This is a genomic window from Oleiagrimonas citrea (assembly GCF_012395255.1).
GTDB lineage: Bacteria > Pseudomonadota > Gammaproteobacteria > Xanthomonadales > Rhodanobacteraceae > Oleiagrimonas > Oleiagrimonas citrea.
Genome location: NZ_JAAZQD010000003.1, coordinates 30,459 through 56,753 on the forward strand (window position 1 = coordinate 30,459; position 26,295 = coordinate 56,753).

22 protein-coding genes and 1 pseudogene are annotated in these 26,295 nt (G+C 65.9%); 16 read left to right on the plus strand and 7 right to left on the minus strand.

The features are described from left to right. Positions 1-51: 51 nt before the first annotated feature. A complete protein-coding gene (locus HF690_RS07220) occupies positions 52-3,396 on the plus strand; it encodes a hybrid sensor histidine kinase/response regulator (RefSeq protein ID WP_168608985.1) in 3,345 nt (1,114 codons plus the stop codon). Positions 3,397-3,405: 9 nt separating this feature from the next. Here HF690_RS07220 and HF690_RS07225 read toward each other — a convergent pair whose 3' ends face one another. Continuing rightward, positions 3,406-4,065 carry a response regulator transcription factor gene (locus tag HF690_RS07225; RefSeq protein ID WP_113063480.1) on the minus strand — a complete coding sequence of 220 codons (660 nt, stop codon included), beginning with the start codon at positions 4,063-4,065 and terminating at the stop codon, positions 3,406-3,408. 36 nt (positions 4,066-4,101) lie between these two features. Continuing rightward, positions 4,102-4,860 (minus strand): 3-hydroxybutyrate dehydrogenase, encoded by a 759-nt coding sequence (locus HF690_RS07230; RefSeq protein WP_168608986.1) that lies wholly within the window; start codon positions 4,858-4,860, stop codon positions 4,102-4,104. 114 nt (positions 4,861-4,974) lie between these two features. Between HF690_RS07230 and HF690_RS07235 the strand changes: the two genes are divergently transcribed. Further along, a complete protein-coding gene (locus tag HF690_RS07235) occupies positions 4,975-6,810 on the plus strand; it encodes a 3-hydroxybutyrate oligomer hydrolase family protein (protein WP_168608987.1) in 1,836 nt (611 codons plus the stop codon). A gap of 54 nt (positions 6,811-6,864) precedes the next feature. Next, on the plus strand, positions 6,865-7,374 hold the full coding sequence (locus HF690_RS07240; RefSeq protein ID WP_168608988.1) for a peptidylprolyl isomerase: 510 nt from the start codon (positions 6,865-6,867) through the stop codon (positions 7,372-7,374). Between the two features lie 73 nt (positions 7,375-7,447). On the opposite strand, the gene HF690_RS07245 is transcribed toward HF690_RS07240, so the two are convergent. Then, on the minus strand, positions 7,448-7,696 hold the full coding sequence (locus HF690_RS07245) for a GlsB/YeaQ/YmgE family stress response membrane protein (protein ID WP_113063476.1): 249 nt from the start codon (positions 7,694-7,696) through the stop codon (positions 7,448-7,450). A 217-nt stretch (positions 7,697-7,913) separates the two neighbouring features. On the opposite strand from HF690_RS07245, the gene HF690_RS07250 reads away from it, so the two are divergent. The 4 genes from HF690_RS07250 (at position 7,914) to HF690_RS07265 (ending at position 12,493) form a co-directional block, all read left to right on the plus strand. Beyond that, entirely contained in the window at positions 7,914-9,293 is a 1,380-nt protein-coding gene (locus tag HF690_RS07250; protein WP_168608989.1) for a sugar porter family MFS transporter, read from the plus strand. A 156-nt stretch (positions 9,294-9,449) separates the two neighbouring features. Next, the gene (locus HF690_RS07255; RefSeq protein ID WP_113063474.1) at positions 9,450-10,649 is read left to right on the plus strand and encodes a pyridoxal phosphate-dependent aminotransferase; all 1,200 of its coding nucleotides are present in this window, start codon (positions 9,450-9,452) and stop codon (positions 10,647-10,649) included. A gap of 70 nt (positions 10,650-10,719) precedes the next feature. Further along, positions 10,720-11,703 (plus strand): malate dehydrogenase, encoded by a 984-nt coding sequence (locus tag HF690_RS07260; RefSeq protein WP_113063473.1) that lies wholly within the window; start codon positions 10,720-10,722, stop codon positions 11,701-11,703. A 139-nt stretch (positions 11,704-11,842) separates the two neighbouring features. Beyond that, entirely contained in the window at positions 11,843-12,493 is a 651-nt protein-coding gene (locus HF690_RS07265; RefSeq protein ID WP_113063472.1) for a response regulator, read from the plus strand. A 4-nt stretch (positions 12,494-12,497) separates the two neighbouring features. On the opposite strand, the gene HF690_RS07270 is transcribed toward HF690_RS07265, so the two are convergent. Beyond that, entirely contained in the window at positions 12,498-15,134 is a 2,637-nt protein-coding gene (locus tag HF690_RS07270; protein ID WP_168608990.1) for a hybrid sensor histidine kinase/response regulator, read from the minus strand. Between the two features lie 169 nt (positions 15,135-15,303). Between HF690_RS07270 and HF690_RS07275 the strand changes: the two genes are divergently transcribed. The 4 genes from HF690_RS07275 to HF690_RS07290 all read left to right on the plus strand — a co-directional run bounded on the left by HF690_RS07275 (position 15,304) and on the right by HF690_RS07290 (position 19,715). Then, positions 15,304-16,650: a dicarboxylate/amino acid:cation symporter gene (locus tag HF690_RS07275; RefSeq protein ID WP_168608991.1), complete on the plus strand. Its 1,347-nt coding sequence runs from the start codon at positions 15,304-15,306 to the stop codon at positions 16,648-16,650. 178 nt (positions 16,651-16,828) lie between these two features. Continuing rightward, complete coding sequence (locus HF690_RS07280) at positions 16,829-18,256, plus strand: porin (protein ID WP_168608992.1); 1,428 nt, start codon at positions 16,829-16,831, stop codon at positions 18,254-18,256. A 189-nt stretch (positions 18,257-18,445) separates the two neighbouring features. Further along, complete coding sequence (locus tag HF690_RS07285) at positions 18,446-18,979, plus strand: peroxiredoxin (RefSeq protein WP_113063468.1); 534 nt, start codon at positions 18,446-18,448, stop codon at positions 18,977-18,979. Between the two features lie 181 nt (positions 18,980-19,160). Beyond that, on the plus strand, positions 19,161-19,715 hold the full coding sequence (locus HF690_RS07290) for a peroxiredoxin (RefSeq protein ID WP_168608993.1): 555 nt from the start codon (positions 19,161-19,163) through the stop codon (positions 19,713-19,715). Between the two features lie 6 nt (positions 19,716-19,721). On the opposite strand, the gene HF690_RS07295 is transcribed toward HF690_RS07290, so the two are convergent. Further along, the gene (locus HF690_RS07295; protein WP_113063466.1) at positions 19,722-19,934 is read right to left on the minus strand and encodes a GDCCVxC domain-containing (seleno)protein; all 213 of its coding nucleotides are present in this window, start codon (positions 19,932-19,934) and stop codon (positions 19,722-19,724) included. 95 nt (positions 19,935-20,029) lie between these two features. On the opposite strand from HF690_RS07295, the gene prpB reads away from it, so the two are divergent. From prpB to HF690_RS07315, 4 genes are all read left to right on the plus strand, one after another. Further along, positions 20,030-20,917 carry a methylisocitrate lyase gene (gene prpB, locus HF690_RS07300; RefSeq protein WP_205300810.1) on the plus strand — a complete coding sequence of 296 codons (888 nt, stop codon included), beginning with the start codon at positions 20,030-20,032 and terminating at the stop codon, positions 20,915-20,917. Positions 20,918-20,985: 68 nt separating this feature from the next. After that, positions 20,986-22,140 (plus strand): bifunctional 2-methylcitrate synthase/citrate synthase, encoded by a 1,155-nt coding sequence (gene prpC, locus HF690_RS07305; protein WP_168608994.1) that lies wholly within the window; start codon positions 20,986-20,988, stop codon positions 22,138-22,140. 52 nt (positions 22,141-22,192) lie between these two features. After that, positions 22,193-22,690 (plus strand): potassium channel family protein, encoded by a 498-nt coding sequence (locus tag HF690_RS07310; protein WP_113063463.1) that lies wholly within the window; start codon positions 22,193-22,195, stop codon positions 22,688-22,690. Between the two features lie 93 nt (positions 22,691-22,783). Continuing rightward, a complete protein-coding gene (locus HF690_RS07315; protein ID WP_113063462.1) occupies positions 22,784-23,224 on the plus strand; it encodes a universal stress protein in 441 nt (146 codons plus the stop codon). Between the two features lie 12 nt (positions 23,225-23,236). Here HF690_RS07315 and fadH read toward each other — a convergent pair. Continuing rightward, a pseudogene (fadH, locus tag HF690_RS15110) lies at positions 23,237-23,514 on the minus strand (NADPH-dependent 2,4-dienoyl-CoA reductase); the annotation flags it as partial. A gap of 259 nt (positions 23,515-23,773) precedes the next feature. Between fadH and HF690_RS07325 the strand changes: the two are divergent. Beyond that, complete coding sequence (locus HF690_RS07325) at positions 23,774-24,214, plus strand: universal stress protein (protein WP_146742229.1); 441 nt, start codon at positions 23,774-23,776, stop codon at positions 24,212-24,214. A gap of 12 nt (positions 24,215-24,226) precedes the next feature. On the opposite strand, the gene HF690_RS07330 is transcribed toward HF690_RS07325, so the two are convergent. Beyond that, on the minus strand, positions 24,227-26,266 hold the full coding sequence (locus tag HF690_RS07330; RefSeq protein WP_425495906.1) for an FAD-dependent oxidoreductase: 2,040 nt from the start codon (positions 26,264-26,266) through the stop codon (positions 24,227-24,229). Between the last annotated feature and the right edge of the window lie 29 nt (positions 26,267-26,295).

Below are 26,295 nucleotides of genomic sequence, written 5' to 3' on the forward strand. Positions count from 1 at the left end.
GCGGCGGCCGGGGGAGAGCATGCGACATACACGCGGCCAGAAAACCGGGTCATGCTGAGTTCCGGCGTCATCATCGCCGCCGGCGTGGTCTGGCTCGGGCTGCTGTTCGGCGTGGCCCTGTACGGCGAGCGTCATCCGCGTGTGTTCGAGAATCGCTGGGCCATCGTCTATGCGCTGTCGCTGGCGATTCACTGCACTTCCTGGACCTTCTACGGCACGGTGACGCAGGCCAGCCGGTCGGGCTGGTGGCTTCCGCCGACTTTCGTCGGCGCGATCCTGCTGTATGCCTTCGGCGCGGCCGTGCTGATGCGGCTGGTGCGCATGGCGCGGGACTACAACGCCGGTTCGCTGGCCGATTTGATCGCCGCACGTCTGGGACGGCACTCGGGGCTGGCGGCGCTGGTCACGGCGGTGATGCTGATCGGCATCGTTCCGTACATCGCGCTGCAACTGAAAGCCGTGGCGATGAGCTACGGCGTGCTCAGCCGCGACCGCTACGAGGGCATGCCGCCGTGGCAGGACAGCGCCCTGTACGTGGCGTTGATCATGGCGTTGTTCGCGATGCTGTTCGGCACCCGGCGCGCGGCGGCCACCGAGCACAACCGCGGCCTGGTGCTGGCGATGGCGTTCGAGTCGCTGTTCAAGCTCGGTGCGATGCTCGCGCTGGGTGTGATGCTGCTGTTGCCGATGCACCATCTGCCTGCGCTGGCCTCGACGCATGCGCCGGTGCCGCACGATACCAACGGCTTTCCCGCACTGATCCTGCTGGGCGCGCTGGCCATGTTCACGTTGCCGCATCAGTTTCACGCCGGCGTGGTCGAGTGCCGCGACGCGCGTCACGTGAACACGGCGCGCTGGCTGTTTCCGCTGTACCTGCTGCTGATCGCCGCGCCGATCCTGCCGCTGGCGCGGCTTGGCGATGCCTGGCTCGGGCCGGCGGGCGTGTCGTCGGATCTCTATGTGCTGGCGCTGCCGCTGGCGCAACAGCAGAACGGCTTGGCTCTGCTGGCCTTTCTGGGCGGATTGAGCGCGGCGACCAGTATGGTGGTGGTCGCGACGCTGGCGTTGAGCCTGATGGTCGCCAATCATTTCGTCGCGCCGTTGCTGGTGCGCGCGGGCTGGGGACGCGGCGAGCAGGGCGATCTGCGCCGCGAGGTGCTGACCCAGCGGCGCCTGGCGATTCTCGCCATCGTGCTGCTGGCTTGGGGTTATAGCCGCGTGCTGGCCGGCAACGACGCGCTGGCCGACATCGGTGCGATCTCCTTCTCGGCCTTGGCCGAGCTGGCGCCGGCGACGCTGGTGGCGATCTACCGTCCACAGCTCGGCGCGCGCGCGGTCGGTGCCGGTCTGCTGGTGGGCACACTGGTGTGGCTGTACGCCTTGCTGCCCGCCCTGTTCACGCCGCAGCCTGCGTGGGTACATGCCGGGCCGTTCGGAATCGACTGGCTCGCGCCACAGCATCTGCTCGGCCTGTCTGGATGGAGCGGGCTGGGGCGTGCGGTGGTGTTGAGTCTGCTCGCCAACATCGCCGCGATCCTGCTGGTGGCGCGTTCGCGCTATGGCCGCGCGCAGCCGGCTTCGTCGGGCGGCGGCGTGGCGCTGCACGAGTTGCGCGCGCTCTCGGCACGCTTCCTGCCGCAGCAGGAGGTGGAGGATCTGTTCTGCGATGCGCCGGACCGGGTGCTGGCTGAACCGAAGCGTGTCGCCGCAGTCGAGCACGAGCTGGCGGCGGTGATCGGCGCGGCTTCGGCGCGCCTGTTGCTCGACGTGATGCGGCACCAGGGCAGCGAGGACCTGGACACCGTCGCCGCCATCGTCGACGAGGCCTCCCAGGACCTGCGCTTCAATCAGCGCGTGCTGTCGGCGGCGCTGGCGAACATGAGTCAGGGCATCTGCGTGGTCGATGCCGAGCTGTGCGTGGTGGCCTGGAACCAGCCGTACGCGGATCTGTTCGCGTATCCCGAACACCTGCTCGAGGTGGGGCGTCCGATACTTGAACTGATGCGCCACAACATTGCCGCCGGGCTTATCGGCGAAGGCGATGTCGAGGCGCGTTGCCAGCGACGTCTGGCGCATATGCGCGCCGGCACGCCACATCTGTCCGAGCGACACTTGCCCGATGGGCGCGCGATCGAGATTCGCGGCAACCCGATGCCCGGTGGCGGTTACGTGGCGACGTTCACCGACGTGACTGCGTTCCGCATGGCCGAGCGCGAGCTCAAGCGCAGCAACGAGACGCTGGAACTGCGCGTGGCCGAGCGCACCCACGCGCTGGCGCAGGCCAGCGAGGCGGCGCAACGGGCCAACGAGGCCAAGACGCACTTCCTGGCTGCGGTCAGTCACGATCTGCTGCAGCCGCTGCACGCCGCGCAGTTGTTCGCGCATACGCTGGAGGAGCGCCTCGGGGAGAGCCACCGCGAGACGGCGCGGCATCTGCACGGTGCGCTCGACGCCACCGAGCATCTGCTGGCAGGGCTGCTCGATATCGCGCGGCTGGAAGGCGGGCGACTGGCGCCACGCCCGCGTCCGTTCGCGCTGGCGGATGTGCTCGATCCGCTGGCCGCCGAGTTCCAGGCGCTGGCGGCCGAGCGCGGGATCCGCTTGCGGGTGGTCGGCACGTGCCTGTGGGCGCATTCTGATCCGCAACTGCTGCGCCGTGTGCTGCAGAACTTTCTCGCCAACGCCTTGCGCTATGCCCGCCGCGGGCGCGTGCTGCTGGGCTGCCGGCGGCGAGACGGCGAGCTGGAGCTGGAAGTCTGGGACACTGGTCCAGGCATCGAACGTGCCGAACAGGAGCTGATTTTTCAGGAGTTCCGCCGTGGCCGCGCCGCCAGCGGTCAGGGACTCGGGCTCGGCCTGGCCATCGCCGAACGCATGGCGGGCTTGCTTGGCCATCGCCTGACGCTGCGCTCCTGGCCCGGTCGCGGCAGTGTATTCGGCGTGCGTCTGTCCGCAGCCGAGCCCGGCTCGACGTCGCGACGTCCGCCCCCCGCGCTGACTGCAGAGGCGCTTCCGGCCGGTCGTGCGGTGGTCGTGGACAACGAACCGGACGCGCTCACCGCGATGCGTTCGCTCCTTCAGCCATGGGGATGGAGCGTGCATGGCGCGGGTACGTTGGAGGATGCCCTGGCAGCGCCGTGGACGCCGGATCTGCTGCTGCTCGATTACCACCTGGACGGCGGCGTCACCGGCCTCGATGCACTGCAGGCGCTGCGGCTTCGATTCGGCAGCGTGCCGGCGGTCGTGCTGACCGCGGACCGCGACCCGGGGCTGCGCCAGACCGTGCTCGAAACGGGGGCGGTCATGCTGTACAAACCGCTGAAGCCATTGGCGTTGCGTCAGGTACTCAAGCACCTCGTCATGGCATCCAGACCCTCGGCGGCCACGCAGAACTGAATGTAAGGCTCAGTCGGCGTGCGCCGGGTCGGCCAGGTCCAGCGAGCGCAGTAGCACGCCGGCCTGAGTGCGGTTGCGCACTTCCAGTTTCTCGAAGATCGCCGTGGCGTGCGCTTTCACCGTCCGCTCCTGGATGCCGAGGCGGTCGGCGATCTGCTTGTTCAGCAGGCCCTCGGCGAGGAGGCCGAGCACGCGGTACTGCTGCTCGGTCAATCGCGCCAGGCGCGCGGCCAGCTCGCTGTCGGATGGATCGCTGGGTGTGGCCGCGACGCTGTCGCTGAGATGTGGCGGCACCCATTGTCCGCAGTCGAGCACGGTGCGGATGGCGTTAGCGATCTGCTCGGGGTCGGCGCTCTTGGAGATGAAGCCGGACGCGCCGTGGTCCAGCGCGCGCCGGATCACACGCGGTTCATCGTGTGCGGACACCACCAGTACGGCCACAGCTGGATGCTGGCCGCGAAGCGCGGCCAGACCGGACAGGCCGCGGCTGCCGGGCATGTGAAGATCCAGCAGGACCAGATCGATGTCCGGTTCCTCGGCCAGCGCGTCCAGCGTGGCGGGCAGGTCGGGCGCTTCCTGGATGTCGCCGTCCGGGAGTGCGTGCAGCGCGGACTGCCGCAGCGCGGCGCGGAACAGCGGATGGTCGTCGGCAATCAGCAGGCGCGGCATGGGTGCGAAACGGTGGCGTGGCGACAGTCCAACAGCCTACTGCGCGGTCCAGCCGCCGTCGACGACCAGCGTCTGACCGGTGATGTTGCGCGCGGCGGGCGACATCAGGAACGCCGTGATGCCGGCCAGCTCCTCGATGCTGATGAACACGCCCTTGGGCATCGGCTTGAGCATGATCTCGCTGACCACCTGTTCCTCGCTGAGGCCGTTCTCGCGCGCCTGCGCGGCGATCTGTTTGTCGACCAGCGGCGTGTGCACGTAGGCGGGGCAGACGGTGTTGATCGTGATGTCGGCGTCGGCGGTCTCCAGCGCCAGCACCTTGGAGAAGCCGAGCAGGCCGTGCTTGGCGGCGACATACGCGGACTTGTAACGCGAGGCCACCAGCGAATGCACCGAACCGATGTTGACGATGCGGCCGTGGCCGCGTTCGCGCATGGCTGGCAGCAGGGCGCGCGTGATGCGGGCGACGCCAGTCAGCATCACCTGGATCAGCAGGTCCCATTTCTGCATCGGGAAATCCTCCAGCCTCGATACGTGCTGCAGGCCGGCGTTGTTGACCAGCACGTCGACTGGCCCGGGCAGGGCACCGAGCAGGGCATCGACGCTTTCGTCGCGGCTGACGTCCAGCGGCAGCGCATCGGCGCGGCCGCCGTCGTTGCGAATGCGTGCGGCGACCTGCTCGGCGGCCTCGGCGTCGAGGTCGGTGGCGAGAATGTGGTGACCGGCGGCGGCCAGTTCGGTGGCGAGACCGGCGCCGATGCCGCTGCCGGCACCGGTGATCAGGATCGTGGACATGCTGCTACCTCGGGACGTGCGAGCGGGATGGGCCCAGCCTAGCGATCCAGATGCGCCACGGCATGTGGACTTTCGTACCATGGTCAGCGCGGGAATTATGGCTAGGCTGACAGCATGCCTACGTTTGCCCGCTATCTGTGCACCGCCGCCGTGGCCGCCCTGACGGCCTGCTCGGCGCCCTCGACGCCTCGGGAGGAGGCCATGTCCCTCGATTTCCTGTCGGGTCCGGTCCGCGTGACCGATCATCGTGGCGACGACGACCTGCTCTCGGCCGGACTCGGCCTGAAGGGACTGGCCGGGGCGCCGACGCCTTTTGCCGAGGCCGACGCGCCGACGCCCGCGGAGTTGCGCCGCCGCGCCATCCTGATGAGCTGGAAGGGCATCGCCGATCTGGGGCCGCTAGGTGGATATGGCCGCGTCTACGGCGGTGTGCCGGACGTGCCCGGTCGCGAGTACACGGCCTTTGCGCGTCTGCCGGACGCACATGCGCCGCACCGGGTGTTGTTGCAGGCGCCCGACGCCTTCGACAAGCAGGCGCGGTGTCTCATTGTCACCGCGTCGTCCGGTTCGCGCGGCGTGTACGGCGCCATTTCGCTGGCCGGCGCGTTCGGTCTGCCGCGCGGGTGTGCGGTGGCCTATACCGACAAGGGTACCGGCTCGGGCTATTTCGACACCGCCACGGGCACCGGCGTGGCGCTGGACGGCACACGCGCCAGGGCCGGCGAGGCCGCGCTGGAATTCGAACCGCGCGCCTACGACGCCGATGCCGGCGTGGCCGTGAAGCACATGCATTCGGGTGACAATCCGGAAGCCGACTGGGGGCGCGACGTGCTGCAAGCAGCGCGCTTCGGACTGGCCATGCTCGATCGCGCCTACCCGGACCAGGCGCCGTTCACGCCGGAAAACACCCGCATCATCGCGGCCGGTCTGTCCAACGGCGGTGGTGCGGTGCTGCAGGCGGCCGGCCTGGATCACGACGGTCTGCTCGATGCCGTGATGGCGATGGAGCCGAACGTTCACCTGTCCGGCCGTGGACGCGCGCTGTATGACTACGCCACGGAAGCGGCGTTGTGGATGCCGTGTGCGCTGACCGATGCGCGTTTCGACGATGCACCGCTCGCACGTACCGAGGGCAAGCCGCCCGCGCACTGGCTGGCGCGTTGCGCGAGCCTGCATGCGCAGGGCCGGCTTCGTGCCGGCACGCAGACCGAGCAGGCCGCCGAGGCGCTCGCGCATCTGCACGCACAGGGCTGGACCGATGCGGTGCTGTCGACGGCGGCGAGCACCACCGCGTTCGACGCATGGCGCAGTGTGGCAGCGGGGTATGCCTCGGCCTATCTGCGCCGAGAGGTCGGGCAGATGCCCTGCGGATTCCGCTACGACGCCATGGATATGCGGGGACAGCCGACGACGGCCAATCCTGCGCTGCGCGCCGCGTGGTGGTCGGACGCTTCCGGCATTCCTCCCGGTGCGGGCGTCGGGTTGTTCGGCGGTCTGGATGCTTCGGCGGACCCGACGCTGGACAGCCTGGAGTGCCTGCGCGCGCTGTGGAGCGGCAGCGACGACGAGGCCGTGCGCCTGCATGCCTCGGTCGATGCGCTGGCGGCGCAGCTTCCGCGCGCATCGCTGCCGATCTGGGTCGTGCACGGCGCGGATGACGGCCTGATCCCGACCGCATTCACCTCCGAACCCTACGTGGACTGGCTACGCGCCGAAGGGCGTACTCCGCGCTACTGGAAAGTGCCACACGCACAGCATTTCGACGCGTTCCTGGCGCTGCCCGAATTCGGCGCCGCGCACGTGCCGTTGATGCCGTATGGCTACGCCGCCCTGGACGCGCTCTATCGCCATGTGGTCGCGGGCGAGGCGCTGTCCGATGCGCCGATGCCGAAACCCTCGCCGCGCGGGACGGAAGCATTGACGAGCCAGGCTTTGGACCTTTCGCCCTGAGGTCTGGATGGAGCGGTATACTTCGACGTTTCGTTCCCACGACGGATACCGCTCATGAGCATTACCGCCACGTTTCACACCAGCCGCGGCCCGATCCGCATTCGCCTGCATGACGACAAGACGCCGCTGACCACGGCCAACTTCGTCAATCTGGCCAAGCGCGGGTTCTATGACGGGCTCAGCTTTCATCGCGTCATTCCCGATTTCATGATCCAGGGCGGCTGCCCCGAAGGCAGTGGTCGCGGCGGTCCGGGCTACCGTTTCGAGGATGAGTTCGACGCCAGCCTGCGTCACGACAAGCCGGGCGTGCTGTCCATGGCCAACGCCGGTCCGGGCACCAATGGCAGCCAGTTCTTCATCACCCATGGCGCCACGCCGTGGCTGGACGGCAAGCACAGCGTTTTCGGCGAAGTCGTCGACAGCAGCGACCAGACTGTGGTCGATGCCGTGCAGCAGGGTGACGAAATCGAAAAGGTCACCCTGGAGGGCGACGTCGACGCACTGCTGGAGAAGATGAGCGAGCGCGTGGCCGACTGGAACACGGTGCTCGACGACCGCGGTTGACTCGCGGCGGACATCGCAACACGAAAAAGGGCGGCCCGCGGGTCGCCCTTTTTCGTATGCACTCGCCTGCGCGCTAGGCCTTCTTGGCCACCAGCCGATACAGGAACAACAGGATGATGGCGCCGACCACGCCGGCGATGAAACCGCCCAGTCCGCCGCCGACCATGATGCCGAGCTTGGCGGCCAGCCAGTCGCCGACGAACATGCCGGCGATGCCGAGAATGGCGGTGATGATGAAGCCGCCCGGGTCCCTTCCGGGCATGAGGAACTTGGCGACGATGCCGACCACGAGGCCGACGACAAACAACCATAACCAATGCATGTGCGTTCTCCCGTTTGTGGGTCACTGACACGCTGTTACGTGTGTCCACGGTCGCGGACGCCCCATTATGCACGGTCGTGTGCATACGTATGCACGCGCACAAAGGCTCCGGATCTGGCTACCTTTGGCAAATTGAGTGCTGCGCGCTGGCGGGAGGGCTGGTGTGTGGCATAGACTGGGAAAACGTTTACATAAGAACTCACGGGGAGACCACTCGATGAACGCAACCGTCGCGGCGCTACCGAGCCGCAAGACCACGTTCACCTATCTACTGGCCGCGTTGGCCGGGCTCATGTTCGGCCTCGACATCGGTGTGATTTCCGGTGCCGAGCAGTTCATCCAGGCCGAATTCCACATCAGCGACAACTACATCGAGTGGATCGTCAGCATCATGATGTGGGGCGCAGCCACCGGCGCCGCGGGGGCCGGCTGGCTGTCGTCGAGCCTGGGTCGGCGACGCACGCTGATCATCAGTGCGTCGCTGTTCGTGATCGGTTCCGTGCTGTGCGCGTTCGCATGGTCGCCGGCATTTCTTCTGGTGGCGCGGTTCCTGCTGGGCATCGCGATCGGCGTGGCGGCATTCACCGCGCCGCTGTATCTGGCCGAAGTGGCGCCGCAGGAGACTCGCGGTGCGATGATCTCGATGTACCAGCTGATGATCACCATCGGCATCCTGGGCGCATTCCTGTCCAATCTGTGGTTCAGCCAACATGGCGAGTGGCGCTGGATGCTCGGCGTCATCGCCATCCCGGGCGCGCTGTTCCTGGTCGGTGTGCTGAGGCTGCCGGAGAGCCCGCGCTGGCTGGTCATGCGTGGTCGTTCCGAAGAGGCGCGCGATGTGCTGAACCATCTGCGCTCAGACGACGCCACAGTCGAACGCGAAGTGAACGACATCCAGGAACAGCTGAAGATCCCGCAGCGCGGCTGGCACATGTTCCTGCAGAACCGCAATTTCCGCCGTTCGGTCGGTCTGGGCGTTCTGCTGCAGGTCGTGCAGCAGCTGACCGGCATCAACGTGATCATGTACTACGCGCCGCGCATCTTCATGCATGTGGGCTTTGGCGTGAACGCGCAGATGTGGGCCACGGTGATTGTCGGTGTGACCAATGTGCTGGCCACCTTCATCGCCATCGCCTTCGTCGACCGCATCGGCCGCAAGCCGATCCTGTACGCGGGGTTCCTGGTGATGGCCGCCGGTCTGGGCGCGGTGGGCACCATGATGAACATGGGCACGCTCACTCAGGGGCAGCAGATTTTCACCGTCTCCATGTTGCTGGTGTTCATCGTCGGTTTCGCCATGTCGGCCGGACCGCTGGTGTGGGCCATCTGCTCGGAGATCCAGCCGCTGAAGGGGCGTGACTTCGGCATCGGCGTATCGACCCTGACCAACTGGGTGGCCAACGCCATCGTCGGCCTGACCTTCCTCAGCCTGCTCAATGGCATCGGTGCCGCGCAGACCTTCTGGCTGTACGGCGGTCTGAATATTCTGTTCCTGCTGTTCACCATCTGGTTCGTGCCCGAGACCAAGGGCGTGAGCCTCGAGCAGATCGAGCGCAATCTGATGGCCGGCAAGTCCCTGCGCCGCATCGGCAGCTGACGGCTTCCGGGCTTCGCGATTCCGCGGGGCGCGCGAGGGGAAATCCGGAAGGGCGCCGCGAGTCGGCGCCCTTCGTTCATGCTTTCCGCGGCAATTCGGGGTGGGCGACCGTGTGATAAAATCGCCGTTTTCCCCATCCCGTTGCGTGAGGACGTCATGCCCAAGCTCGCCCAGCGCATGAGCCGTGCCAAGCCAAGCACGATCATGCTGATCGCCGAGAAGGCCCGCCAGCTCAAGGCCGAAGGCCGCGACATCATCAGTTTCTCGATCGGCGTGCCGAACTTCCTGCCCGGCCCGCACGTGTACCAAGCCGTGCGCGACTGGCTGGACAAGGACTCGGGTTCCTACGGTTCCAACCGCGGCAGCGCGGACCTGCTGGACGCGTTCCTTGAGCACATGAAGGGCGTCGGCCTGGACGGCTACACGCGCGAGAATTGCGCGGTGGCGGTGGGCGCCAAGCACATCCTGTACAACCTGGCCGAGGCGCTGCTGGACGACGGCGACGAGATGGCCTTTCCGACGCCGTACTGGACCAGCTACCTGGACATCGCCGAGATCCTCGGTGCCAAGGTCAAGCTGCTGCCGTGCCCGCCGGAACAGCACTACAAGCTGACCCCGGCGCAGCTCGACGAGGCGCTGGCCAGCAAGCCCAAGATCTTCCTGTTCAACAATCCGTCCAATCCGACGGGCATGGTCTACACCAAGGAAGAGATCGCCGCACTGGCCGACGTACTGGTCAAGCATCCGGATACCTGGGTCGTCACCGACGACATCTACAACCGCATGGTGTTCGATGGCGTCGGCTACCACAATTTCGTGCAGGCCCGTCCGGAACTGCGCGAGCGCGTGATCTTCGTCGACTCGATGTCCAAGACCTACGGCATGCCCGGCTGGCGCGTGGGCATGATGGCCGGTCCGAAGGCCGTCGCCGACGCGGTGGTGACGCTGAACTCCAACCACATCACCAACATTCCCGAGGTCGCTTCGGTGGCCGCGGCGGCCGCGCTGTCCGGCCCGCAGGACGTGCCGACCGAGAAGCGCGCCGAATTCGCCAAGCGCCGCGATCTGGTGGTCGACATCCTGAACGGCATCGAGGGCGTGAAGTGCCCGCGTCCGCAGGGTGCGTTCTACGCGTTCCCGGACATTTCCTGCGCGTTCGGCAAGAGCCACAACGGCAAGCGTCTGGAGAACGACGTCGACGTCTGCACCGCGCTGCTGGAAGCCAAGGGCGTGGCCTGCGTGCCGGGTTCGGCCTTCGGCGAGCCGCGCGGCCTGCGCATCTCCTACACCTGTCCGGCCGACGAGCTGGAGCCGGGGATGCAGCGCATCCGCGACTTCTTCGCCGAGCTGTCCTGATTTCCACGGTCGCGGAACGGCTTGGTTCCGCGACCGACTCTCGCATTCCCCTGTTCAACGGAGTATCGACATGAAAGCACCCGTTCGAGTTGCCGTCACCGGCGCCGCCGGCCAGATCGGCTACGCGTTGCTGTTCCGCATTGCCGCCGGCGACATGCTGGGCAAGGACCAGCCGGTCATCCTGCATCTGCTCGAGATCACCCCGGCTCTGGACGCCCTGAAGGGCGTGGTGATGGAGCTGAACGACTGCGCGTTCCCGCTGCTGGCCGACATCGTCGCCACCGACGACGCCAATGTCGCCTTCAAGGATGCCGATTACGCGCTGCTGGTCGGCGCGCGTCCGCGCGGCGCTGGCATGGAGCGCAAGGACCTGCTGGAAGCCAACGGCAAGATCTTCGGGCCGCAGGGCAAGGCGCTGAACGACCATGCCAAGCGCGACGTCAAGGTGCTGGTGGTCGGCAATCCGGCCAACACCAACGCGCTGATCGCGCAGCAGAATGCGCCGGACCTGGATCCGAAGTGCTTCACCGCCATGGTGCGCCTGGACCACAACCGCGCCATGAGCCAGCTGGCCGAGAAGACCGGCAAGCACAACACCGACATCAAGAAGATGATCATCTGGGGCAACCACAGTTCCACGCAGTATCCGGATCTGCATCACGTCACCGTCGACGGCAAGAACGCGATGGAGCTGGTCGACCAGGCCTGGTACGAGGGCGAGTTCATCCCCACCGTGCAGCAGCGCGGCGCGGCGATTATCAAGGCGCGCGGCGCTTCTTCGGCCGCCTCGGCCGCCTCGGCCGCGATCGACCACATGCGTTCGTGGGCGCTGGGCACCGACGAGGGGGATTGGGTCTCGATGGGCATTCCGTCGGACGGTTCCTACGGCATCGAGCCGGGCGTGATCTACGGTTATCCGGTGACCTGCAAGGACGGCAAGTACGAGATCGTCCAGGGCCTGGAGATCAACGATTTCTCGCGCGCCCGCATGGACGCGACGGCCAAGGAGCTGCACGAAGAGCGCAGCGCCGTCGAAGGCCTGTTCGCCAAGTAAGCACGGCATCGTGAGCACGATGAGAAAGGGCGGCCCGGTGCCGCCCTTTTTCATGCGTGAAACAGCGGGCGGCGGACACGGCGAGGCATGATGTGATACTGAAAACAGACCGCGACACAAAGCAGCCATGGAAAACCGCATGACGCATGCCCCGACCTTCCTCATCGCCGACGACCACCCGATGTTCCGTTCGGCGGTCGCGCATGCTCTGGGTTCCGAGTTCGACGGTGCCAGCGTGCGCGAGGCCGCCAGCCGCAGTGCGCTGGAGAAGATGCTGGAGGATGGGACGGAGTTCGATCTGATGCTTCTGGACCTGACCATGCCCGGTGCGATCGGTTTCTCTTCGCTGCTGTGGCTGCGTTCGGAATATCCGGATCTCCCGGTGCTGGTCATCTCGTCCAATGATCGGCCGCGCACGGTGCGTCGGGCGCAGCAGTTCGGTGCGGCCGGCTTCGTGTCCAAGGCGGCGCCGGTGGAGACGTTGGGAAAGGCGGTGCGGCACGTGATGCAGGGCGAATTGTGGTTCGAGGCCACCAGTGCCGAACGCAGCGAGCGCGATGCCGAATTGATGTCGCGGCTGGCCCAGCTCACGCCACAGCAGTTCCGGGTGCTGATGCTCATCGCTGAAGGCCTGCTCAACAAGCAGATCGCGGACCGCCTGGGGCTGGCCGAGAACACCGTGAAGATCCACGTCACGGCGGTGCTGTCGAAGCTGAACTGCCGTTCGCGCACGCAGGCTGCAGTGCTGGTCAAGACCCTCGACATCGACGAGGAAGACGATCTCGAATAGCCGTTCAGGACGCGCCCGAGGCAATGAGCAGCTGGCTGGCCAGTGCGCGCAGACGTGCCGGCGAGGCAGGCTTGGCCAGGAAGTGGAGTCCGGCTTCGCGAATCTTGCGGCGAACTTCGGCGCCGGTTTGCGCAGTCAGCACGATCACCGGCGGCCGATGGTTGAGCCGCGCGTACAGTGCGGGTAACAGTTCGGGGCCGCGGACCTTGCCCAGCTGATAGTCGAGAAGGATCAGGTCCACCCGGGGAAAGCTCATGTCCTGCAGCGCGTCGGCGCTGCGTGCGACGTGCACGGTGCATGACCAGCTCCCCAGCAGGGTAGCCAGGGCATCGGCATTCTCGCGGTCGTCGTCGATGCAGAGAATGTGACGCCCGGCGAGCGGCGAGTCGGACGGTGTCTCCACGGAAGCGTCGGGCGAAGATGACGACCCGCGGGAGGGGAATACGCGCGGCACCGTGACCGCGAACACGCTGCCGTGCTCGGGCCATGACCGCAGGCTCAGCGGATGACCGAGCAGTCCGGCGACACGTTCGACGATCGACAGGCCGAGACCGGCGCTGCGCTCGTCGGTGTCCAGACCGGTATCGAGTCGGGCGAACTCCTGGAAGATGGCCTGGCGCTTGTCTTCCGGGATGCCGACCCCGGTGTCCCAGACCTCGATGCGGAGATTTTCACCGCGACGCCGGCAACCGAGGAGCACCGAGCCGCGTGGCGTGTAATGCAGCGCATTGGAGAGGAAATTCTGCAGGATGCGCCGCAGCAGGATGGCGTCGCTGCGCACCCAGGCACGCGTGTTGACCAGACGCAGGGACAGATCCTTTGCCTGGGCGATGATGCCGAACTGGCGCGCCAGGGACTGCAGCAGCGGGGCCAGTTCGATGTCCTCGATCTTCGGCCGGATCACGCCGGCTTCGAGGCGCGACAGGTCGAGCATGCTGCCGAGTTGGTCGTCCAGTGCCTGCAACGCATGTTCGACGCGCTCCAGCATGGCGTGGTCGTCGGGCTTGTGCAGCGCCTTGTGCAGCGCGCCGGAAAACAGCCGTGCCGCATTCAGCGGTTGCAGCAGGTCGTGCACCGCCGCGGCCACGTAGCGGGTCTTGTTGCGGTTCGCGCGTTCGGCCTCGGCCTTGGCCAGGCGCAGCTCGCGCGTGCTTCGTTCCACGCGCAATTCCAGCGTGGAAGTCAGGGTGCGCAGGGCGCGCGCGGCTTTCTTGTAGGGGGTGATGTCGGCGTAGCTGGTCACGAAACCACCGCCCGGCAGGGGATTGCCGCGGATTTCGAGCACCGTGCCGTCCGGACGCTCGCGCTCGTACATATGCGGGCCGCCTTCACGCAGATAGTCCAGGCGCCGCTGGATGGCTTCCTCGACGTCGCCCGGTCCGAGCAGGCCGCGCTGGGCGTTGTAGCGGAATAGGTCCTCGATCGGCCTGCCGGTTTCAAGTAACCGTGGTGGAAAGGCGAAGATGTCGGCGTAGCGACGATTCCATGCGACGAGACGCAGTTGCGCATCGACCACACTGACGCCCTGCGGCAAGTGTTCGAGTTGCTGCGGTTGTCCGCGCGCGGCCGAGAGCGCGGCCTGGACCAGGCTGTCCTGTTCCGAGCGCAGGGCACTGGCGTAATGCGCGACGAGTCGCTCCAGTTCCTCGCGGGTGCGCTGGCGATCCTGCGCCAGGCGCAGGCGTTGATGCAGGAACATGCCGAACAGGATCACCGGCAGCCAGCCGCCGAGCGTGAGCAGCACCGCATGACGGACGGCCGAAACGACCGGCGTCGTACGTGCCAGCGAATGCAGTTCCCAGCCCTGCGCGGGCAATGGCCGCGAGCGCCAGAGCATGTCGTGCTTCTGCGTCGGCATGTCGAACCGCACCAGGCGGCCGCCGTCAGGCAGGCGCTGCTCGATGTGCATGCGTGCCGCCGGGCGCAGCTTGTTGCCGTACTGTCGGGTCTGTGCGATCCGCTGCAGCGTGGCGGCGTCCAGCGGCTTCAGCGGCCGGTATTGCCATGCTGCACGATTGGCGAGAAACACGACGCCATGGCGATCGCTGAGCAGGATGACGTCCTGGCTCGACGCCCACTCGCGGCGGATTTCGCTCAGCGTGATCTTGACCACGATCACGCCGATGCGTCGGCCCGCGTCATCGTGCAACGCCTGGGCGATGAAGTAGCCCGGCACCTGGGTGGATACACCGATGGCGTAGAAGGTGCCGTGGTCGTCGCGCATGGCACGCTGGAAATAGGGGCGGAAGGCGTAGTTGTGTCCGACATTGCTCGAAGGCTGGCGCCAGTTGCTGGCCGCGATGGCGGTGCCGTGGCGGTCGATGAGCGTCAGCGTGGACACGTGCGTGGCGCCGTTGGTGCGTTCCAGTTTGCGGTTCAGTTCGGCGGTATCGACGCTGGCGGACGGCGCTTCCAAAGCGTTGCGCAACGCCGGGTCCAGCGCAAGCGTCGAGGGCAGCACGCGGTAGCGGTCGATCAGTCGCTGCAGAGACAGCGCGCGCAGCTGCAGTTGTGCGCCCTGTTGTTCGGACAGCGCGTGCAGTGCTCGGCGATTCGCAAGCCAGCCGGCCACGAGCGCGCTGCCGGCAATCGCCAGCAGCAGCGCCGAGGCCAGCAGGATGCGTTTGAGGCGTCGATGCATGAGCGGGCGGTCGCGTGGACGGAGGCCCCTATCCTCGCATGGCCGAAGACCGGGGCGTGGCGACTAGCCGGAATGTGTTATTCGGTTCCGCCCGTGCCTGGACTACAACGTATGGCGTCGGGTGAACCGTGCACGCGGTTGCCCATTCATCGCCAAGCACGAGGGGCTTATGCATAGTTCATCGACAACACGAGCGCGGATCGGCGAACGCCGTCCGCTGTACAGGCAGTTGTACGTCCAGGTTCTGGTCGCGATTTTTCTTGGCGCGGTACTGGGCCATTTCTGGCCGGTGTTCGCGGAGTCGCTCAAACCGCTGGGCGATGCCTTCATCAAACTGGTGAAGATGATCATTGCGCCGGTGATCTTTCTCACCGTGGTCAACGGCATCGCCGGCATGTCCAGCCTGCGCTCGGTCGGCCGGGTGATGCTCAAGGCCATGCTGTATTTCCTGGGCCTGTCCACGCTGGCCCTCATCATCGGTTTGCTGATCGCGCACCTGGTTCATCCGGGCACCGGGCTGAATATCGATCCGGCCAGCCTCGATGCCGGGGCGGTGGGGCAGTACGCGACCCGCGCGCATGAAATGAGTCTGACCGGCTTTCTGATGGACATCATTCCGGGGACGCTGTTCGGCGCGTTCGTTTCCGGAAACATCCTGCAGGTGCTGTTCATCGCCGTGCTGTTCGGCATCGCGCTGGCCATGGTCGGCGAGCCTGCGCAACCGGTGGTCCGTTTCCTCGATGCGCTTACGCGGCCGGTGTTCCAGCTGGTGCATATCCTGATGAAGGCCGCGCCGATCGGTGCGTTCGGCGCCATCGCCTTCACCATTGGCCGATACGGCATCGATTCGCTGGCCAACCTGGCCTGGCTGGTGGGGACCTTCTATCTGACGTCGGCATTGTTCGTGGTGGTGGTACTCGGCGTGGTCGCGCGCTTGACCGGCTTTTCGGTGCTCTCGCTGCTGCGCTACCTGAAGGCCGAGTTGCTGCTTGTGCTCGGTACCTCGTCGTCGGAGGCGGCGCTGCCTTCGCTGATGGAGAAAATGGAGAAGGCCGGCTGCAGCAAGTCCGTGGTGGGGCTGGTGGTGCCGGCGGGTTACTCGTTCAATCTGGACGGCACCAACATCTACATGACGCTCGCTTCCATGTTCATCGTGCAGGCGACCAACATCCATCTTTCGCTCGGCCAGGAACTGGCGCTGCTGCTGGTCGCCATGATCAGCTCGAAGGGGGCTGCGGGGGTGACTGGCGCCGGTTTCGTGACCTTGGCCGCGACGCTCTCGGTGGTGCCTTCGGTACCGGTCGCGGGGATGGCGCTGATCCTTGGTGTGGACCGCTTCATGAGCGAGTGCCGTGCGATCACCAATTTCATTGGCAATGCGGTGGCCACGGTCGTGGTGGCGCGCTGGGAAGGCGGGCTTGACCGAGATCGCCTGCACGCGGCGCTCGCTTCCGGGACATCCGGTGAACGCGAACGTCTGCCCGCCGGCACGGAAGAAGCCGCCGACGCCATCTGAGCGGTACGCCGCCCGCCGTACCCGCCCTCCGTTCCTGGCACAGGATTCCGCGACGCAAGCCCGCCGCGGCAGGACCCACTTGCGCGAACGGGCGCGCTGCGGCGGAGGGCGAAGCGGAACGGCGGATCGAACAAACACAAGGCGCATGCCAAAGCCAGGAAACCTGGGGAGTCGCACCATGAAACGCACGAAACGAATCCTGCCCGTCGCGGTGATCGCGGCCCTGATGGGGCTGTCGACGCCCGCTTTTGCCACTGGGCACATCGACAATGACGAGCTGCTGCGCCTGGTCAAACAGCAGGCCGCGCAGATCAAGGCGTTGCAGGCGCGTCTGGCCGTGATCGAGGACAGGGAATCGCAGCCGTCTACCAGCAAGGACGGTGCCGCGCCGGTTCATGGCGCCGGAAACACCGCCGCCGCGACCGCCGCGCCGTCGGCGGCCGGGCATGCCGATTCAGTGCGCTGGGGCGGTCATGGCGAGGCCGGTCCCGTCTTCAGCAGCGACGACGGCTTCTTCACGTTCGCTCCGGCCGGTCGTCTGCTGGTGGACTACACCGCCACGCGCGGTTCCAGTGACCCCGGGCGCAATATCAACGGGTCCCGGGTCACCGATGCGCGTCTCGGCGCCAAGGGCACGATGGGCGCGCTCGGCTACTACGTGCAGGTGAAGTTCACCGACGGCAAAGCCGGTCTGCGCCAGGCATACCTGAGTTATTCGACGCCGCTGCTCGGCCACCACGCGGTGTTCTACCTAGGCAACTTCTTCAAGGATCTGGGCATCGACGGCTCCAGCGCGGCCGCGAACCTTCCCTTCATGTCGCGCGACGCGGCGACCATGGTGGGTGAGCCAGTCAACCGCTATTACGGCCTGGGCATGCAGATGCGCATGTACGGGGACAACTGGCATTACAGTCTTTCGGTCAGCGGCGATGCACCGGGGAATGCCAGCAACGGCAGCACGTCCGATTCGGTCGTCTACCTGACTCGCGCGCACTGGAATCCGATCAAGACCGATGCCGGGTTCATGCACGTCGGCGCCTGGTACTACTACGAGCATCTCAGCCCGGGCGTCGCCAGCATCAACGACCATCCGTCCATTGCCCTGGACTTCAACGAAAACCTGGACGTCAAAGCCGGTGCGGTTCCCGACCCGACCCAGGACCATGCCACGGGCTACGAGCTGGGCGGCGTCTACCGCAGTTTCTGGGCGGTGGGCGAATACGCCCGACGCAGCGTCGATTCGGCCAGTGTCGGTACGGCGCGGCGGCATGGCTCCTCGTTGTCGGCCGGCTGGATGATCACCGGCGAGAAACCCGGCTTTTCCAGCCGCGGCGGCAACTGGCAGTGGGTGCGGGTCAACCATCCGGTGACATCCGGTGGCTGGGGCGCGTTCGAGCTTGCCACGCGGGTCGATCATTACGACTACCGAGGCGGTGCACCGTTCGGCGGCGACGGCCAGAGCTACACGCTGGGCGTCAACTGGTACCTCAACGACTGGTCGCGCGTCATGTTCAACTACATCCGCTGGCATACCGACAACCGGATCGGCGATACGGGATCGGACTGGGGCCATTCGTTCGGGTTGCGCACGCAGCTGATGTTCTGACTGCGCATGGCGTGATCGGCGAGGGAGGCGGCTGCGGCCGCCTTTCTTCGTTCTTCCCGCAAGCGGCAGGGCGGTTTCGCCGTGCCCCGGCAACGTTCCGGGCGACATCGGACGTCCGCGAAATGGCGTATCCTCGCCGTACATGTCGGCTTGTCGGGTCGGCCCGTTATCTTTCAGGAGAAACGTTGCATGAAACGCGCACTGCTTTGTCTGCTTTTCCTGGTCGCGCTGCCAGCGCTCGCCGCGCTGCCCGATGGCGCCAAGGCGCCGATGTTCACGGCCAAGGCGTCGCTGGGCGGCAAGGTGTACAGCTACTCGCTGGCCAAGGAACTGAAGAAGGGGCCGGTGGTGGTCTATTTCTACCCGGCGGCCTTCACGCCCGGCTGCACTATCGAGGCGCACGACTTCGCCGAGGCGATGCCGAAGTACAAGGCGCTGGGCGCCAGCGTGATCGGCGTGTCGCACGACCCGATCGCCAAGTTGAAGAAGTTCTCGGTCAGCGAGTGCCGCAGCAAGTTTCCGGTGGCTTCGGACAAGGACGGCCACATCATGAAGGACTACGATTCGGTGCTGCCGAGCAACGCCGAATACGCCAACCGCACGTCCTACGTGATCGCACCGGACGGCACGGTGATCTACAGCTACACGGCCATGAATCCGGACAAGCACGTCGAGAACACCCTCGGCGCGATCCGCGCGTGGCGCAAGGCGCACGCGATGTGACCTCTGCGCGGCGACACCGCATGGTGTCCTCTGCGTGACCCGACGGGGCGGCTTCGGTCGCCCCATTTCGTCGATCGGGGCGCGAGCTTCGACAGCATGCATCGTTTTGCGCGGTCGCTGCGTATATGCATCAGATCGCCGTTTGCGGCGATCGCTTCATTGCATCGAGGAGGTTTGCAGCATGAAATACGGAATTTCGTTGTTCGTGGCCGTCATTCTGGTCAGTCTGGCGGGCACGGCGGTCGCAGCGCTGCCGGTTGGCGGCAAGGCGCCGATGTTCACCGCACAGGCGTCGCTGGGCGGCACGGTCTACACCTACTCGCTGGCCAAGGCGCTGCAGAAGGGGCCGGTGGTGGTCTATTTCTATCCGGAGGCCTTCACCAAGGGCTGCACCATCGAGGCGCATGATTTTGCCGAGGCGATGCCGAAGTACAAGGCGTTGGGCGCGACGGTGATCGGCGTTTCGCGCGATGATATCGAGGTCCTGAAGAAATTTTCGGTCAGTGAGTGCCGCAGCAAGTTCCCCGTGGCCGCCGATCCGGACGGAAGCATCACCCGCTCCTACGATGCGGTGATGCCGATCCTCCACAAGTACGCGCGGCGGGTGTCCTACGTGATCGCGCCGGATGGCACGGTGATCTATGAATACACGGATCTGAATCCAGAGCACCATGTGGCCAACACCCTGAAGGCGCTGCGGGCCTGGGATCAGGCCCATGGTCGCGGGAATGGCTAGGCCGAATCAGCAGCAGCCCGATCCAACCTGGACGGGCGGGCAGGGCGTGTCGCCGAAGCTGCAGAAAACGCAGCAGTCGCCCGGACGGGGCTTGAGCAGGGTGCCGCAGCCCCTACACGCGTAGAAATACACGCAGGCATTGGCCGGCATCGGCTCGGTTTCGGCATGGCCGCAGGCCGGGCAGGTCAGCGTGCTGGTGGCGATCACTCGGTGTTTCATGGCCCGATCCTAGCGCTGCGGCCATGCCGTTGCGACCGCCCGTCCAGCCGAATGCACTACAATGGCGAGCTCGAACCAGTCCACGGAGTATGTCCATGAGTGCACGAGTATCGATGGGCGCCGCCTTCCGCGCCGCACTCGAGACCGAGAGCCCGCTGCAGGTGATGGGCGCGATCACCGCCTATGCCGGCCTGATGGCCAAGCGCACGGGCTACAAGGCGCTGTACCTGTCCGGCGGCGGCGTGGCCGCCAATTCGCTAGGCATGCCGGACCTGGGCATCAGCACCATGGAAGACGTGCTGACCGACGCCCGCCGTATCGTCGAAGCTACCAACATGCCGCTGCTGGTGGACATCGACACCGCCTGGGGCGGAGCCTTCAACATCGCCCGCACCATCCGTTCCTTCGAGCGTGTCGGCGTGGCCGCGGTGCACATGGAGGATCAGGTCGGTCAGAAGCGCTGTGGTCACCGCCCGGGAAAGGAAGTCGTGTCCAAGCAGGAAATGGTCGATCGCGTGAAGACGGCGGTGGATGCTCGCACCGACGATGATTTCGTCATCATGGCGCGCACCGACGCCGCCGCGAAAGAAGGCATCGACGCCGCCATCGAGCGCGCCGTGGCCTACGTTGAGGCCGGCGCCGACATGATCTTCCCCGAGGCGATGAAGACGCTCGACGACTACCGCAAGTTCAAGGCCGCGGTGAAGGTGCCGATCCTGGCCAACCTGACCGAGTTCGGTTCCACGCCGTTCTTCACTGTCGACGAGCTGCGCGACGCCAACGTCGACATCGCGCTGTATTGCTGCGGCGCCTACCGTGCCATGAACAAGGCGGCGCTTAATTTCTACGAGACGGTGCGCCGCGAAGGTACGCAGAAGTCGGTGGTGCCGACGATGCAGACGCGCGAGGAGCTGTACGACTTCCTCGGCTACCACGAGTACGAGAAGAAGCTCGACGCGCTGTTCGCCGACGACAACGACTGATCTTTCGCGATGAGCGCCGGTCTGACCGGATGCTCTTCCAGCCACATGCAAAATACGAGGTTCCCAGCATGAGCGAGAACACCCAGCAGACCCAGCCCAAGGCCAAGAAGTCCGTGGCGCTGTCCGGCGTTGCTGCCGGCAACACCGCCGTGTGCACGGTCGGGCGCAGCGGCAACGATCTGCATTACCGCGGCTATGACATCAAGGATCTGGCGACCAAGTCCAGCTTCGAGGAAGTGGCGCACCTGCTGATCCACGGTCATCTGCCGACCTGGTCCGAGCTCAATGCCTACCGCGCCAAGCTCAAGCGCATGCGTGGCCTGCCGCAGCAGGTCAAGGGCGTGCTCGAGCGCCTGCCGGCCGCGACTCATCCGATGGACGTGTTGCGCACGGGCTGCTCGGCGCTGGGCACGGTGCTGCCGGAGAAGGACGACCACAATGTCAGCGGCGCGCGCGAGATCGCCGACCGTCTGATCGCCAGCTTCGGCTCCATGCTGTTGTACTGGTACCACTTCCGCCAGAACGGCAAGCCGATCGAGACCGAGACCGACGATGAGACCATCGCCGGCCACTTCCTGCATCTGCTGCACGGTGAGCCGGCGACCGAGACCCAGGTCAACGCGCTGGACAAGTCGTTGATCCTGTACGCCGAGCACGAGTTCAACGCCTCGACCTTCACCGCGCGTGTCATTGCCGGCACCGGTTCGGACATCTATTCGTCCATTACCGGCGCCATCGGCGCGCTGCGCGGACCCAAGCACGGTGGCGCCAACGAAGTGGCGATGGAGATCATCGCCCGCTATCGCGACGCCGACGAGGCCGAGGCCGACATCCGCGAGCGCGTGGCCAACAAGGAAATCGTGATCGGCTTCGGCCACCCGGTGTACACCATCGGCGATCCGCGTAATCCGATCATCAAGGAGATCAGCCGCAAGCTGTGCCAGGAAGGCGGCAACATGCGCCTGTTCGAGATCTCCGAGCGCATCGAGAACGTGATGATGGAACTGAAGAAGATGTTTCCGAATCTCGACTGGTACAGCGCATCGGCCTACCACATGATGGGCGTGCCGACGGCGATGTTCACGCCGCTGTTCGTGATCGCGCGGACCACCGGCTGGAGCGCCCACGTGATGGAGCAGCGTGACGACAAGAAGATCATCCGTCCGAGCGCCAACTACATCGGTCCCGAGGATCGGGCGTACACTCCGATCGAGAAGCGCTGATTCTGCGCAGGCGGCCCGCGACGAGCGGGCCGCCGCTTATCGCGGAGGCACGATGCATCGATTCATCGAAAGCATGGCCACGGCCCCTGTAGTCGTGGGCGGCTACCATCACTGGGGCGTGAATGTCTCGGTGGCCCTGGCCACGGCCATTGTGGTCGGTCTGTGTGTGCTGGTGCACTACGAAGGCCTTTCGCTGCTAACCCGCGGTCTCGCTCATCTGCGCGGCAAGGCACGGCGGCACATCCTGCGCGGCATCTTCGGCGTGCTGGTGTTGCACGTGCTGGAGATCTGGATCTTCGGTCTGGCGCTGTATGTGCTGTTGCTGATCGATCCGCTGTTCGGGCGGATCCACGGGATCGAACCGCACTCGATCTTCGACTACGTCTACTTTTCCGCTGTCACCTACACCACGGTCGGCTTCGGCGACGTGATTCCCTTCGGGCCCCTGCGATTCATGGTCGGGACCGAGGCCTTGGCGGGTTTTGTGCTGCTCACCTGGTCGGCCTCCTTCACCTTCGTGGAGATGCAGCGTTACTGGAAGCGCGACTGACGCGCGGGTTCGGGACGCCTTTTGACCGGCGTCAATGCACGGAGGCGCGGGTGGTGTGACAATGAAATCAACCCGTCACCGGAGGAGCACGTCATGTACAAGCGAATCCTGATCGCCACCGATGGTTCGGAGCGTTCCGAACGCGCCATCGAACAGGGCGTGTCGCTGGCCAAGTCGCTCGGCGCGAGCGTGGTCGGCCTCAATGCCATGCCGACCTATCGCGCATTCGTCGGCAGCGTGGGAGACATCACCAACACGCTGGAAGACGATTATCGCAGGGCAGCCGAAGAGCGCAGCACGGTTATCCTGTCCGATCTGGACAAGGCGGCGAAGGCTGCCGGCGTGCCCTGCGAGACCCATTATCTGTACGGGAAGCCGGTCCATCAGGCGATCATCGATGCGACGGACACCTACGATTGCGATCTGGTCGTGATGGCCTCGCACGGACGAGGCAGCGTCGGCACGCTGCTGCTGGGCAGCGTGACCCAGAAAGTGCTGATGCACGGCGAGCGTCCGGTGCTTGTGGTGCGCTGAAGCGCGTCGGATCTAGAGCGTCGCGGCTAGGCGCGTCCCCTGATCGATGGCGCGCTTGGCGTCCAGTTCCGCCGCGACGTCGGCGCCGCCGATGACGTGCGTGTCGACGCCGGCGGCGATCAGTGCATCGGTGAGTCCGCGGTTCGGCGCCTTTCTGGCGCACACGATCACGTTGTCCATCGCCAGCATGCGTTCTTGTCCGTCATGCGTATGTGCAAGCCGGCGTCGTTGATACCCAGGTAGGTCACGCCGCCGAGCATGTGCACGCTCTTCGCACGCAACGTGGCGCGGCTGCACCTTGTTTGGTTGTCGACACGGCCAGCTCTCGGTCGGCGATGTCGTTCCGATGGGGGGGGGATTACCGAAGCACCGCGTATTCTGCTGGGTACCGAAGTGTCGGTCGAGTTTGTGCTCATTGCCCGGATGGCCTCGTTCACTGATGTCGAAATGCAGCGCTACTGGAAGCGTGATTGATGTTTGATCGGCGTCAAGGCGCAGGACGGGTTCGAGTCGAACAATGGTCTTGCGCCCACAGTCGAGGAGGCGGTCATGTACAAACGAATCCTGATTTCCACGGACGGCTCCGAACATTCCAAACGCGCCATCGCGCAAGGCGTAACACTGGCCAGGTCGCTGGGGGCCAGCGTGGTCGGACTGAATGCGGCACCGAGTTTAAGCATTGATGCAAACAAGATGGATGACATCAGCCACTCCATGGAAGTCGAATACCGCCGCGCCGTCGAGGAGCAGTCCAGAGCGATGCTGTCGGAAATCGAAAAAGCGGCCGGCGAGGCGGGTGTGAGTTGTCAGACCCATTTCCTGTACGGCGACCCGGTGCATCGGTCCATCATCAAGGCGGCTGATGACAACCATTGCGATCTGGTGGTGATGGGGTCGCACGGGCGCGGCAGTGTCGGCACGTTGCTGCTGGGCAGCGTGACACAGAAGGTGCTGGCTCACGACGAGCGCCCGGTGCTGGTGGTGCGCTGAAGCGCACCGCGTCTAGAGCGTCGTCGCCAGGCGTGTCCCTTGGTCGATGGCGCGCTTGGCGTCCAATTCTGCCGCGACGTCGGCGCCGCCGATGACGTGCGTGTCGATGCCGGCGGCGATCAGCGCATCGGCGAGTCCGCGATTCGGCTCCTGTCCGGCGCACACGATCACGTTGTCCACCGCCAGCACGCGTTCTTCCTCGTCGATGCGTACGTGCAGGCCGGCGTCGTCGATGCCCAGGTAGGTCACGCCGCCGAGCATGTGCACGCCTTTTTCTTTCAGCGTGGCGCGGTGCACCCAGCCCGTGGTCTTGTTCAGGCGCCGGCCCGGCCGGCCTTCGCTTCGCTGCAGCAGCCACAGTTCGCGCAGAGGCGGTTCGGGCGAGCGCGACGTCAGGCTGCCAGGTTGGCGCATGTTCTCGTCCACGCCCCATTCCGCGTTCCAGCGATGCACGTCGCTGCTGGGCGAGGGCATGCCCTGACTCAGGAATTCGGCGACGTCGAAGCCGATGCCGCCCGCGCCGATGATGGCCGCGCGCTTTCCGACGGGGGCATTGTTGCGCAGCACGTCGATGTAGCCGAGCACCATGGGATGGTCGCTGCCCGGCAAGTGCAGCGCGCGCGGCGTGACGCCGGTGGCGACCACCACGGCATCGAAGTCGCGCAGATTCTCGACTCCGGCTTCGGTGCCCAGGCGCAGAGTGACGTTCGCGTCGCGCAGGCGATGGTCGAAATAGCGCAGCGTCTCGTGGAACTCCTCTTTGCCGGGAATGCGCTTGGCCATGTTGAACTGCCCGCCGATGGCGTCGGCGCGGTCGAACAACGTCACGCGGTGGCCGCGTTCGGCCAGGGTCGCGGCGCAGGCGAGGCCGGCCGGTCCCGCACCGACCACGGCGTAGCGGCGCGGCGTGGCGGCGGGTTCGATCTTCAGTTCGGTTTCGTGGCAGGCCCGTGGATTGACCAGGCAGGAAGCGCGCTTGTTCTCGAACACGTGGTCCAGGCAGGCCTGGTTGCAGGCGATGCAGGTGTTGATGGTCTCGGCACGGGCAGCGCGGGCCTTGGTCAGCCAGTCCGGGTCGGCCAGCAGCGGCCGCGCCATCGACACCATGTCCGCATCGCCGGCGGCGAGGATGCGCTCGGCCACGTCCGGCATGTTGATGCGGTTGGTGGTGATGAGCGGCAGCTTCACCTCCTGTTTCATGCGCGCGGTGACCCAACTGAACGCACCGCGCGGCACGCTGGTGACGATGGTCGGTACGCGCGCCTCGTGCCAGCCGATGCCGGTGTTGATGAGCGTCGCACCCGCCGTCTCGATGGCCTTGGCCAGGCGCACGATGTCCGGCCACGACTGGCCGCCTTCGACCAGATCCAGCATGGACAGGCGGTAGATCAGAATGAAGTCCGGACCGACGGCCTCACGGATGCGGCGCACGATCTCGATGGGAAAGCGCATCCGTCGCTCGGCGTCGCCGCCCCAGGCATCGGTGCGCTGGTTGGTGCGTTCGGCCAGGAACTGATTGATCAGGTAGCCCTCCGAACCCATCACCTCGACGCCGTCGTAGCCGGCCCTTTTCGCCAACTCCGCGCTGCGCACGAAATCGGCGATGGTGCGCTCGACGCCGCGTGCGGACAGTGCGCGCGGGGTGAACGGTGTGATCGGCGACTTCACCTTCGAGGGCGCGACGGACAGCGGGTGATAGCCGTAGCGGCCTGCGTGCAGGATCTGCATGCAGATCCTGCCGCCTTCGGTATGCACGGCCTCGGTGATCTTGCGGTGACGACCGACATGCCACGGCATCGACATGCGTCCACCGAACGGCTTCAGCCAGCCGGCGATGCTGGGTGCGATGCCGCCGGTCACGATTAGGCCGACGCCGCCGCGCGCGCGCTCGGCGTAGAACGCGGCCAGCTTGTCGAAGTCCGCCGCGCGGTCCTCCAGGCCGACGTGCATCGATCCCATCAGCACGCGGTTGGGCAGGGTGCAGAAACCCAGGTCGAGCGGGCGAAAAAGGCTGGGGTAGGTGCTGTCGGTCATCGGCACGATCGGTTCCAAACGATCGTTTGATTATGGCCGCGATCTGG